12 protein-coding genes are annotated in these 11,965 nt (G+C 69.3%); 10 read left to right on the top strand and 2 right to left on the bottom strand.

Annotation, left to right across the window (positions count from 1 at the left end):
* Positions 1–46: 46 nt before the first annotated feature.
* A complete protein-coding gene (gene truB / locus BLU81_RS40095) occupies positions 47–934 on the top strand; it encodes a tRNA pseudouridine(55) synthase TruB (RefSeq protein ID WP_092553692.1) in 888 nt (295 codons plus the stop codon).
* A 101-nt stretch (positions 935–1,035) separates the two neighbouring features.
* Here the strand turns inward: truB and BLU81_RS48860 are convergent, their stop codons facing one another.
* Complete coding sequence (locus BLU81_RS48860; protein WP_157751988.1) at positions 1,036–1,425, bottom strand: hypothetical protein; 390 nt, start codon at positions 1,423–1,425, stop codon at positions 1,036–1,038.
* 290 nt (positions 1,426–1,715) lie between these two features.
* Here BLU81_RS48860 and BLU81_RS40105 point away from each other — a divergent pair, with 290 nt between their 5' ends.
* The 6 genes from BLU81_RS40105 (at position 1,716) to dapB (ending at position 8,640) form a co-directional block, all read left to right on the top strand.
* Positions 1,716–2,645, top strand: coding sequence for a bifunctional riboflavin kinase/FAD synthetase (locus tag BLU81_RS40105; protein WP_092553697.1), 930 nt, complete (start codon positions 1,716–1,718; stop codon positions 2,643–2,645).
* Between the two features lie 114 nt (positions 2,646–2,759).
* Complete coding sequence (gene rpsO, locus BLU81_RS40110; protein ID WP_092553700.1) at positions 2,760–3,029, top strand: 30S ribosomal protein S15; 270 nt, start codon at positions 2,760–2,762, stop codon at positions 3,027–3,029.
* Between the two features lie 195 nt (positions 3,030–3,224).
* Positions 3,225–5,552: a polyribonucleotide nucleotidyltransferase gene (locus BLU81_RS40115; RefSeq protein WP_092553703.1), complete on the top strand. Its 2,328-nt coding sequence runs from the start codon at positions 3,225–3,227 to the stop codon at positions 5,550–5,552.
* A complete protein-coding gene (locus BLU81_RS40120; protein ID WP_092553706.1) occupies positions 5,553–6,887 on the top strand; it encodes a M16 family metallopeptidase in 1,335 nt (444 codons plus the stop codon).
* Between the two features lie 102 nt (positions 6,888–6,989).
* On the top strand, positions 6,990–7,880 hold the full coding sequence (locus tag BLU81_RS40125) for a phosphatase PAP2 family protein (RefSeq protein WP_092553709.1): 891 nt from the start codon (positions 6,990–6,992) through the stop codon (positions 7,878–7,880).
* 4 nt (positions 7,881–7,884) lie between these two features.
* Entirely contained in the window at positions 7,885–8,640 is a 756-nt protein-coding gene (gene dapB, locus BLU81_RS40130) for a 4-hydroxy-tetrahydrodipicolinate reductase (protein WP_092553712.1), read from the top strand.
* Between the two features lie 17 nt (positions 8,641–8,657).
* Here the strand turns inward: dapB and BLU81_RS40135 are convergent, their stop codons facing one another.
* Complete coding sequence (locus BLU81_RS40135; protein WP_092553715.1) at positions 8,658–9,218, bottom strand: GNAT family N-acetyltransferase; 561 nt, start codon at positions 9,216–9,218, stop codon at positions 8,658–8,660.
* Positions 9,219–9,257: 39 nt separating this feature from the next.
* Between BLU81_RS40135 and BLU81_RS40140 the strand changes: the two genes are divergently transcribed.
* From BLU81_RS40140 to dapA, 3 genes are read left to right on the top strand one after another with little or no spacing between them, the layout of a single operon-like run.
* Entirely contained in the window at positions 9,258–10,487 is a 1,230-nt protein-coding gene (locus BLU81_RS40140) for a winged helix-turn-helix domain-containing protein (protein ID WP_092553717.1), read from the top strand.
* Positions 10,488–10,492: 5 nt separating this feature from the next.
* The gene (locus BLU81_RS40145; protein ID WP_092558314.1) at positions 10,493–11,032 is read left to right on the top strand and encodes a DUF2752 domain-containing protein; all 540 of its coding nucleotides are present in this window, start codon (positions 10,493–10,495) and stop codon (positions 11,030–11,032) included.
* Between the two features lie 26 nt (positions 11,033–11,058).
* The gene (gene dapA / locus BLU81_RS40150; protein ID WP_092553720.1) at positions 11,059–11,952 is read left to right on the top strand and encodes a 4-hydroxy-tetrahydrodipicolinate synthase; all 894 of its coding nucleotides are present in this window, start codon (positions 11,059–11,061) and stop codon (positions 11,950–11,952) included.
* Positions 11,953–11,965 lie beyond the last annotated feature (13 nt).

Raw genomic sequence — 11,965 nt, forward strand, 5'->3', positions numbered from 1 at the left:
GCGGGGCAGCGGTGGGGGAGGGGAGCGGGGGAAATAGGGTGGGACGGTGGATACCGATGGTCTGATCGTGGTGGACAAACCGGCCGGGATGACGTCGCATGACGTCGTCGCCCGGATTCGGCGGCTGGCCAAGACCCGGCGGGTGGGGCACGGGGGGACTCTGGACCCGATGGCCACCGGAGTCCTGATCATCGGCGTCAACCGGGCCACCCGGTTGTTGACCTATGTGATCGGTTCGGAGAAGAGCTACGCCGGGACCATCCGGCTCGGCCAGACGACCGTCACCGACGACGCCGAGGGTGACGTGACCGCGACCGTTCCGGCGGGCGCCGTGACCGACGAGGCGATCCGGAGCGGGCTCGCCGCCCAGACCGGGGAGATCGACCAGGTTCCCAGTGCGGTCAGTGCCATCAAGATCAACGGCGAGAGGGCCTACAAGCGGGTACGGGAGGGCGAGACCGTGGAGATCCCCGCCCGCCGGATCACTGTGCACCGGCTCGAAGTCCTCGACATCCGGCGGCCCGAGGGCGAGGCGTTCGTCGATGTCGACATCGATGTCACCTGCTCGTCCGGGACGTACATCCGGGCCATCGCCCGTGACCTCGGCACCACCCTGGGCGTGGGCGGTCACCTCACCGCACTGCGCCGGACCGCGGTCGGCGGCTTGACCCTCGACGACGCCTCTACCCTCGCCGAGCTTGAGGAACGCGCCCCGGACGTGATCGGTCTCCCGCTTTCCGAGGCGGCCAGGCAGGCGTTCCCGCAGCGGATCGCGACCGAGGACGAGACCCGCACTCTCCGCCACGGCGGCCCACTGGACAGTGCCGGCATCGAGGGGCCCTACGCGGTCTTCGACCCGGACGGTCAGGTGCTGGCCATCGTCAGCGAGCGCGACGGCCGGGCCCGCGCCGAGATCGTCCTCGCCCCGACCTGATCCCCGGCGAGGTCACGGAGAACCCGGTCGGCCGCAACGCGGTACGCCCCAGCGTCACGCTGCCGGAGTGCTGGTCGGCGGCGCTGCGGTACGTGCCGGTGTCACGTTGCCGGAGTGCTGGTCGGCGGCGCCGCGCTGCGCAGCTTGATCGTGAACGGCGGCCGTTCCGGAGCGTGCGCGGTGTCCGGCCCACCGGCGGCAGTGACGAGCCCCACATCGGTGGTAGCGCCGAGACCGGCGTTCGCGCCGGGACCAGGGCCGGCCTCAGTGACGACGCCCGTGTCGTCGGCGAAGACGAGACCGGCGTCGGCATCGATGTCGAAGTCGAGACCCATGTCGACAGCGGAATCCGCATCGATGACAACAGAACCCGCGTCGGCGGCGGCAGAACCCGAGCTGGTTGCGGTGGAGTCCGTGTCGGCGGAGGGGGAACCCGGGGCGGTGGCAGTGGTGTCGGTGGTGGTGGGAGTCGCTGGTCGGGTGGGGTGCATGTGGGCGCCTCGTGTGGGGCGGGCACGGTCATCCGTACCCGCAAGGGTGTGGGAAAACAACGGCCGGGCTGTGGGATGGCCGGGCGACCTGGAGCCGGACCTGCCGGTGCCGGCGAAGGCGCGGCGGGCGTGGCGGATGCGGCAGGGCGGGAGTAGCGGATCACCGGACATCTCACTCGACGCTTATAACACTGTTTATGGTATCCATCCGGGCACGGTGGAGGGGCCATACCGGGCGGCTGAACGATCGATACGCTAGGTCGGGTAGATGTCGGCGGAGGAGCGTTTCGATGCAGCGATGGCGGGGGTTCGAATCGGTCCCGTCGGGGTGGGGCCGATCAGTCGTGACGATCGGCGTCTTCGACGGTGTGCACCGCGGCCACCAGGCGATCATCGGGCATGCCGTGAAACGGGCCCATGACCTGGGGCTTCAGTCGGTGGTGATGACGTTCGACCCGCACCCGGCCGAGGTGGTCCGGCCGGGCTCGCATCCGGCGGTGCTCACCGAGCCGGTCCGGAAGGCGGAGCTGATCGAGGCGCTGGGTGTGGACGCGCTCTGTGTGGTGCCGTTCACTCCGGCGTTCTCCCAGTTGTCGCCGAACGAGTTCGTGCACGATGTGCTGGTGGAGTCGCTGCACACGGCCGCGGTCGTGGTGGGGGACAACTTCCGGTTCGGGCACAAGGCCGCCGGTGACGTGGGGCTGCTGGAGTCGCTGGGCCGCACGTTCGGCTTCACGGTCGAGGACGCGCCGCTGGTGGCCGAGGACGGACTGGTCTTCTCCTCCACGTACATCCGCAGTTGTGTCGACGCCGGGGACGTGCGGGCCGCGTCCGCCGCGCTGGGCCGTCCGCACAGCCTGTCCGGGGTGGTGGTCCGCGGTGATCAGCGGGGCCGCGAGCTGGGTTTCCCGACGGCCAATCTGCTGGCGGACCGTTATGCCGCGGTGCCGGCCGACGGTGTCTATGCGGCCTGGTTCACCCGTAGTGGTGAGGGGGTGCGGCGCCCGGCGAGTGTTTCGATCGGCACCAATCCGACTTTCTCCGGGACGGAACGCCGTATCGAAGCCTATGTTCTCGATTTCGACGGTGATCTGTATGGCGAGAGGGCGAGTCTCGATTTTGTCGGCCATCTTCGTGAGCAGCGGACATATGACGCCATCGAACCGTTGATCGCGCAGATCAACGCCGACGTCGAAGAGACCAGGATGTTGCTGGCCTGACCCCCTGGTAGGGTTGAAACGTCGTTGGAATATCCGACACCGGTCCCGCCTGCCTGCCCGACGCCGCGGGCCGCGGGGTAACCGTGCAATCGGCAACACAGAATCTCGGAGAACATGGCGCTCGATCAAGAGACCAAGAACAAGATCATGGGCGAGTACGCGACCAAGGACGGCGACACTGGTTCGCCCGAGGTTCAGGTCGCGATGCTGACCAAGCGGATCGCCGACCTGACCGAGCACCTCAAGCTGCACAAGCACGACCACCACAGCCGTCGTGGTCTGCTGCTGCTCGTGGGTCAGCGCCGTCGCCTGCTGAACTACGTTCAGAAGAAGGACATCGCGCGTTACCGGACGCTCATCGAGCGCCTCGGCCTGCGCCGATAGTTTGACTCCCGGGGGAGCGGCGCTCCCCCGGGACGCACCACGGACACACCCCACGGACCCGCGCGGATCACACCCGTCAGCACCGGTCCTCGGTAGTGGTTCCCAGGCAGACTTCCTGGGCACTTCGATCGAAGACCGGCTCGACTGAAACGCGCTGTCGACCGCCGGGTCCTCGACGAAGGAGTACCGCACTTCATGACAGAACAGAACAACGCTCTCGGCAACGAATCCCGCACCGCCGTCATCGACAACGGTGCGTTCGGAACCCGCGAGATCGTGTTCCGGGTCGGTCGCCTCGCACAGCAGGCTGCCGGCTCCGTGATCGTCCAGCTGGGCGACACCACCGTCCTCTCCGCGACGACCGCCAGCAAGCAGCCGAAGGACCACTTCGACTTCTTCCCGCTGACCGTCGACGTCGAGGAGCGGATGTACGCCGCGGGTCGTATCCCCGGCTCGTTCTTCCGGCGTGAGGGCCGTCCGTCCGAGGACGCCATCCTCACCTGCCGCCTGATCGACCGGCCGCTGCGCCCGTCGTTCACCAAGGGCCTGCGCAACGAGGTCCAGGTCGTCGAGACCGTCCTCGCGCTCGACCCGTCCCACCCGTACGACGTCGTCGCGATGAACGCCGCCTCGATGTCGACCAAGCTCTCCGGTCTGCCGTTCAGCGGCCCGGTCGGCTCGACCCGCGTCGCGCACATCGAGGGTCAGTGGGTCGCGTTCCCGACCCTCGAGGAGCTCGAGCGCGCCACGTTCGACATGGTCGTGGCCGGTCGCGTCACCGCCGAGGGCGACGTCGCGATCATGATGGTCGAGGCCGAGGCCACGCCGCACGCGATCAAGCTGATCTCCGCCGGTGCCACCGCGCCGACCGAGGAGGTCGTGGCCAGCGGTCTGGAGGCCGCCAAGCCGGCCATCCGCGAGCTCTGCCGCGCGCAGAGTGAGCTGGCCGAGATCGCCGCGAAGCCGATCGCCGACTTCCCGGTCTTCCTGGACTACCAGGACGACGTCTACACCGCCGTCGTGGAGGCCGTCCGCGAGGAGACCGCCGAGGCGCTGAAGATCGCCGGCAAGCAGGAGCGCGAGGAAGCCCTCGACCTGGTCAAGGCGAAGGCGCACGAGCTGCTCGGCGCGCGCTTCGAGGGCCGGGAGAAGGAGATCAGCGCGGCGTTCCGCTCGGTCACCAAGTCCGAGGTCCGCCAGCGGGTGCTGCGTGAGCAGATCCGCATCGACGGCCGTGGCCCGCGCGACATCCGTGGGCTGTCCGCCCAGGTCGGCGTGCTGCCCCGCGTGCACGGCTCGGCGCTGTTCGAGCGCGGCGAGACCCAGATCCTGGGTGTCACCACGCTGAACATGCTGCGCCTGGAGCAGTCGCTGGACACTCTCGCTCCCGAGAAGACCAAGCGCTACATGCACAACTACAACTTCCCGCCGTACTCGACCGGTGAGACCGGCCGGGTGGGTTCGCCGAAGCGCCGCGAGATCGGTCACGGCGCGCTGGCCGAGCGGGCTCTGGTGCCGGTGCTGCCGTCGCGTGAGGAGTTCCCCTACGCGATCCGTCAGGTGTCCGAGGCCCTGAGCTCCAACGGTTCGACGAGCATGGGTTCGGTCTGCGCCTCGACGCTGGCCCTGCTCAGCGCCGGTGTGCCGCTGAAGGCGCCGGTCGCCGGCATCGCCATGGGCCTGATCTCGGACGAGGTCGACGGCAAGACCCAGTACGTCGCGCTGACGGACATCCTGGGTGCCGAGGACGCGTTCGGTGACATGGACTTCAAGGTCGCCGGTACCAGCGAGTTCGTCACCGCCCTGCAGCTGGACACCAAGCTCGACGGCATCCCGTCGGACGTGCTGGCCGGCGCGCTGCAGCAGGCGCACGAGGCTCGCGCGACGATCCTCGCCGTGATGACCGCGGCCATCGAGGCCCCGGCCGAGATGAGCGAGTTCGCCCCGCGCGTCACCACTGTGAAGATCCCGGTCGACAAGATCGGCATGGTGATCGGGCCGAAGGGCCAGACCATCAACGCGATCCAGGACGAGACCGGCGCCGACATCTCCATCGAGGACGACGGCACGATCTACGTCGGTGCGACCAACGGCCCGGCGGCCGAGGCCGCGGTCGAGCGGATCAACGCGATCGCGAACCCGACCATGCCGAAGGCCGGCGACAAGTTCCTCGGCACCGTGGTGAAGACGGCCGCGTTCGGCGCCTTCATCTCGCTGCTGCCCGGCCGGGACGGCCTGCTGCACATCTCCAAGGTGGGCGACGGCAAGCGGGTCGACAAGGTCGAGGACTTCCTCAACGTCGGCGACAAGGTCGAGGTGTCCATCGCGGACATCGACGCCCGCGGCAAGATCTACCTGGACAAGGTCCGCCCCGAGGGCGAGGAGGCTCCGGCCGCCGCGGCCGAGGGTGCTTCGGAGAGCAAGCCGCCCCGTGAGGAGCGCGCTCCCCGCGGCGAGGGTGGCGGCGAGCCCCGCCGTCGCCGGTCGCGTCCCGCCGGTGAGCGTGGCGAGCGCCGCGACTAAGTGACAATCAACAGCGAACACGGGCCGGCCGAAGTGCCGGCCCGTGCCGTAACCAAGACCCTTCAGGACGGCGTCAAGAAGACCGTCCTGCCGTCCGGTCTGCGCATCGTCACCGAGGCGATCCCGACCACCCGCAGTGCCGCTCTCGGCATCTGGGTGGGGATCGGTTCCCGGGACGAGACGCCGTCGCTGCACGGCGCCTCCCACTTCCTGGAGCACCTGCTCTTCAAGGGCACCCACAAGCGCACCGCTCTGGACATCTCCTCGGGGATCGAGGCGGTCGGCGGCGAGACCAACGCCTTCACCACGAAGGAGTACACCTGCTACTACGCGCGGGTGCTCGACGAGGACCTGCCGCTCGCGGTGGACGTGCTGGTGGACGCGGTGGCCGACTCGATCCTCGATCCGGCGGACGTCGAGACCGAACGTGGCGTGATCCTCGAGGAGATCGCCATGCACGAGGACGAGCCCGGTGACGAGGTGCACGACGTCTTCACCGAGGCGATCTTCGGCGACCAGCCGCTCGGCCGGCTGATCTCCGGCACCCCGGAGTCGATCACCCCGATGACCCGGGACCAGATCAACCGCTTCTACCGGCGCCACTACACGGCACCGGAGATCGTGATCGCGGCGGCCGGCAACCTCGACCACGCGACGGTGGTCAAGATGGTCCGCAAGGCCCTGGCCGGCACTCCGCTGGACACCGGGCCGGCACAGAGCGCGACACCACGTGCCGAGGACAAGCCGATCCGGTTTCGCAAGGCCCGCAACGTGGTCCTGCACCGCGACACCGAGCAGGCGCACATCGTGCTCGGTGGTTCCGGGATCGGCCGTCACGACGAGCGCCGGTTCGCCCTGGGCGTGCTCAACAACGTGCTCGGCGGCGGCATGTCGTCCCGGCTCTTCCAGGAGATCCGGGAGAAGCGCGGCCTGGCCTACTCGGTCTACTCGTACGCCAGCCACTACGCCGACAGCGGCCTGGTCGGTGTCTACGCCGGTTGTGCCCCGGCCAAGTCCCGGGAGGTGCTGGACCTGATCCGGGCCGAGCTGGTCCGGGTCGCGGCCGACGGGATCACCCCGGAGGAACTGGTCCGGGGCAAGGGCATGGCCAAGGGTTCGTACGTGCTGGGCCTGGAGGACTCGGGCTCGCGGATGAGCCGGCTGGCCAAGTCGGAGCTGCTGCACGGCGACCTGATGAGCGTCGACGAGCTGCTGGCCCGGGTGGACGCGGTGACCTTGGAAGAGGTGCACGCGGTGGCCCGGGACCTGTTCGGGCAGACGCTGTCGCTGGCCGTGGTCGGGCCCTTCGACGAGGATGAATTACCCGACTGGTAACCCCTGGTCCTACTCTGGTTCCCCGTGACGACACTGGAGACGCCGCCCGATACACCCACGACCCCGCCGCCACCGGATCTCCGGCGGCGGCGGATCGTCGGGATGCTGATCTGGGCGGCGTTCTTCGCTGTCGGGGTCTACTTCATCGGTGTGCCGACGAGTGACCCGCTGATCGCTTTCGGCTGGCTGTGGCTGGCCACCATCGCCTGGCGCAGCCACGAGCCGTGGCGCACCCACCTGCGCTTCCTGCGTGACTGGCTGCCGATCTGCCTGCTCCTGGTGCTGTACAACGTGACCCGGGGGTACGCCGACAAGTTCTTCGCCCCGCACGTCACCGAGCTGATCGCCTTCGACAAGTGGGCCTTCGGCTGGTTCACCGGTGATCTGACGCCGACCCAGTGGCTCCAGGAGCACCTGTGGCAGCCGGGTGTGGTGCAGTGGTGGGAGGTGGTCGTCTCGATCGTCTACTTCTCGCACTTCCTGACCATGCCGACGATCGCCGTGCTGCTGTGGATGCGGTCCCGCCCGCAGTGGGCCCGGTTCATGCGCCGCTGGTTCCTACTGTGTGTTTTCGGTCTGATCACCTACTTCCTCTACCCGGCCGCACCGCCGTGGTGGGCGGCTCTGCCCGAGCACGGTTCGCTGATCAGCGCCGAGCGCATCTCGACCAACGGCTGGGATGCGATCGGCCTGCACGGCGCCGGCAACACCCTGAACGCGCTGCAGGTGGAGGCGTCGAACCCGGTGGCCGCGATGCCGTCGCTGCACACCGCGTTCGCCTTCATGTCGGTGGTGTTCTTCCTGCCGGTGGTGAAGAAGTGGCTGTGGCCGCTGCTGTTCGCCTACCCGCTGTCGATGACCTTCACCCTGGTCTACACGGCCGAGCACTGGGTGATCGACGTGCTGGTCGGATGGGCGTACGTGGGGGTCGTCTTCCTGGTGGTGGGGGCCGGTGAGCGCTGGTGGGAGCGGCGCCGGGGTACGTTAAATTGAGCTGGTGACTGAAAACATTCGTGTCGGTGTTCTCGGCGCCCGGGGCCGAATGGGCCTCGAGGTGTGTAAAGCGGTCGATGCCGCCGACGACCTCACCTTGGTCTCGATGATCGACCAGGGTGAGGAGCTGTTCCAGGCCTCCTCGGCCGGTGCGCAGGTGCTCGTCGACTTCACCAATCCCGACGTGGTGATGGACAACCTGAAGTGGGCCGTCGGTCAGGGCATCAGCGTGGTGGTCGGCACCTCCGGGTTCTCCACCGAGCGGCTGGAGCAGGTCCGCGAGTGGCTGGCCGCCAAGCCGGGTGTCGGGGTGCTGATCGCTCCGAACTTCGGCATCGGCGCGGTGCTGATGATGCAGTTCGCCGCCCGCGCGGCCCGGTTCTTCGAGTCGGTCGAGATCATCGAGCAGCATCACCCGCGCAAGCTGGACGCGCCGAGCGGCACGGCGGCACACACCGCCCGGGTGATCGCCGAGGCGCGGGCCGCGGCGGGCAGCCCGCCGATGCCGGACGCCACCAAGGAAGAGCATCTCGGCGCCCGCGGCACCGACGTCGACGGGGTGCGGATCCACTCGATCCGGGCCGCCGGTCTGGTCGCCCACCAGGAAGTCCTCTTCGGCACCACGGGTGAGACGCTGACCATCCGCCACGACTCGCTGGACCGCTCGTCCTTCATGCCGGGCGTGCTGCTCGCCGTCCGTGCGGTGCTGCGGCGTCCCGGCCTGACGATCGGCCTGGACCCGCTCCTGGACGAGGGCTGAAGCCAGAGCGAAGTGGGCTAAAGAGCCAGAGCGACATGCAGCCGGGCCTGCGGTACGAGGAGATCGTCCACGTCCAGGGCCCGGCTCGCACCGTCCGGTTCCCACCCGGTCGAGCCGAGGAACGCCTTCATCACGGGGTCCGCGTCGTAGACCCAGGCCACCGCGGTCTGGAAACCGTCGTCGCGCCAGTTGTCCACCGCCGCCGCCAGCAGCCGGCTGCCGTGGCCCCGCCGCCCCCAGCGCGGCTCGATCAGCAGGTCAGTGACCGCCGCGACGTCGTCGGCAAGCGGTTTCTCCTCGGGCGCCAGAGCCTGCTCGTCGGCCGGACCGGACCCGGCGAACCCGACCACCGTCGTCACACTCTCGCCCTGCTCGACCGCGATCAGGACCCGGTGCCGCGACGACGGCGGCGCGCTGATCGCCTCGGCCCAGCCACGGGCCAGATAGTCCTCGTCCAGGTTGTCGAGCACGTGCGGCGGGAACATCCGCCGGTACGCCGTGCGCCAGGTGGAGAGCTGGATGCGTGCGATCTCCGCCGCGTCCTCGGGACGGGCGGGACGGACGAAGCCGAGTGCCATGGCGGCAACTTTGTCACACCTGGCGTCTAGTCTGCCCCGGTGGCCGTGCCCGAATCGCTCTCCGTCGCCCAGGCTCGCCGGATCACCCTGGCGGCGCAGGGCTTCACCGACCCCCGACCCGGTGGTGTCACCGACCTGCGGCACCTGCGCCGGGTCCTGCGCCGCCTGCACCTGATCCAGATGGATTCGGTGAACGTGTTGCAGCGCGCCCACTACATGCCGCTCTACAGCCGTCTCGGGCCCTATCCGGCCGGTCTGCTGGAGCGGGCGGCCTACCGGCGGCCCCGTGAGCTGTTCGAGTTCTGGGGCCACGAGGCGTCGCTGATCCGCACCGATCTGCAGCCGCTGTTCCGGTGGCGGATGGCGCGGGCGCACGAGTTCGCCTGGGGCAACATGCGGCGGATCGCGGTCGAGCAGCCCGCCCTGGTCGCCTGGGTGCTCGACGAGGTCCGCGAGCGGGGCCCGATCACCGCCGCCGAGATCGAGCACGACGCCCCGCGTACCAAAGAGCATTGGGGTTGGAACTGGTCGGTCGTCAAACAGGCGCTGGAGTGGCTCTTCTACACCGGTCAGGTGACCGCCGCCGAGCGCACCACCTCGTTCGCCAGGCGTTACGACCTGCCCGAGCGGGTGCTGCCGGCGGCGGTGCTGGCCACGCCCACCCCGGAGCCCGCCGAGGCGTTCCGGGCGCTGGTGGAGCTCTCTGCCCGGGCGCTCGGGGTGGCCGCCGAGTCCGAGTTGCGCGACTATTTCCGCCTTCCGGTGCAGCCGTGCCGGCAGGCGGTCGCCGAGCTGGCCGAGGCCGGAGTGCTGCGCCCGGTCACTGTCCCGGGGTGGAAGACGGCGTGGCTGCACCACGAGGCGCGACTGCCCCGCCGGGTCGGTGTGGCGACCCTGGTCAGCCCGTTCGATCCGCTGATCTGGGAGCGGGCGCGCACCGAGCGGCTGTTCGGCATGACCTACCGCATCGAGATCTACGTGCCCAAACCCCAGCGGTTGTACGGGTATTACGTGCTCCCGTTCCTCCAGGGCGACCGGTTCACCGCCCGGGTCGATCTGAAAGCCGAGCGCCGGACCGGTGAGTTGCAGGTCCCGGCGGCCTGGCTGGAGCCCGGAGCCGACCCGGTCGAGACCGCTTCCGCGCTGGCCGTGGAGTTGCGCCGGCTGGCCGGCTGGCTGGGCCTGACGTCGGTCGCCGTGCCTGAGCGGGGTGACCTCACGGCCGCGCTGACGAGCGCGCTGCGGGAGAGCCCGGCGGGTGTACCGTGACGGCCATGAACGCCGTCCAGCTGCCCCCCTGGCTGGCCGATCAGCCGATCCAGGGCCCGCCGGTGCCGCCCGAGTGGTTCCGGCACCCGGTTCATCAGCCCGACCGGCTGACCCGTTTCGTCAACCGGCTCGCCGCCCGGTCGCCGATCTGGCTGGCCCCGCTGGCGATCCTGGCCTGCACCGGCGGCGCGATCGGTTACACGCTGGCCACCGATCCGGCCGCGGCCGGTGCCGGTGACCCGCCGTCCTGTCTGCTGAAATATCTGACCGGTTTCGTCTGCCCGGGGTGCGGTGGCACGCGCGCCGCGTGGTTCCTGCTGCACGGCGATGTGACCGCCGCGGCCCGGCATCATCTGCTGTTCGTGTTCGCGGTGCCGTTCCTGATCTATCTGTACGTGGCCTGGGCGGGCCGCAAGGTCTTCGGCTGGAAACTGCCGGAACTCTCGATCAGTCCAGCGGCCATGATCACGTTCATGGCGGTCTGGGGTGTGTGGAGCATCCTGCGTAACCTCCCATGGGCGCCGTTCACCGCTTTCTACGTGTGACGGATGCGTCCGATAGGTTGTCAGGTATGACGCACCACCCGCGGCCCTTCGGACGGCTGCTGACCGCCATGGTGACCCCGTTCACCCCGGACGGTTCCCTGGACCTGGAGGGCGCCGCTCGGCTGGCCGCCCACCTGGTCGACGAGCAGCGCAACGACGCCCTCGTGATCAGCGGCACCACCGGAGAGTCCCCCACCACCACCGACGCGGAGAAGGAGTCACTGCTCCGCGTCGTGATCGACGCCGTCGGGGACCGGGCGCAGGTCGTCGCGGGTGTGGGCACCAACAACACCGCCCACACGATCGAGCTGGCCCAGGCCGCCGAGAAAGCGGGGGCGCACGGTCTGCTGGTCGTGACGCCGTATTACAACAAGCCGCCGCAGGCGGGCGTGGAACGGCACTTCCGCGAGGTCGCCGACGCCGCCGGCCTGCCGATCATGGTCTATGACATCCCGCACCGGGCCGGCACGGCGATCGCCACCGACACCATGTGCCGGATCGCCGAGCATGAGCGGATCGTCGCGGTCAAGGACGCCAAGGGTGATCTGATCGCCAGCTCCCAGGTGCTGGCCCGGACCGATCTGGCTTATTACTCCGGCGACGACGCCGCCACTCTGCCGCTGCTCTCCATCGGTGGCGTCGGGCTGGTCGGCACCTCGTCGCACTTCACCGGAGTGCTGGTCCAGGAGCTGATCGAAGCTTTCGAGCGTGGTGACAACGCCACCGCGCTGGCCCGGCACCGGACGGCGATGCCGCTGTTCACCGGCATCTTCCGCTCGCCCGGGACGATGCTGGTGAAGGCCGGCCTGAACGCACTCGGCCTGCCCTCGGGCCCGGTGCGGTCGCCGCTGGTCGACGCCGGGGAAGACGAACTGAACCAACTGCGCCAGGACGCCGCCGCGGCCGGCATCGTGCTCTGACAGGAAGAGGCGA

Source organism: Actinoplanes derwentensis (assembly GCF_900104725.1).
Lineage (GTDB): Bacteria > Actinomycetota > Actinomycetes > Mycobacteriales > Micromonosporaceae > Actinoplanes > Actinoplanes derwentensis.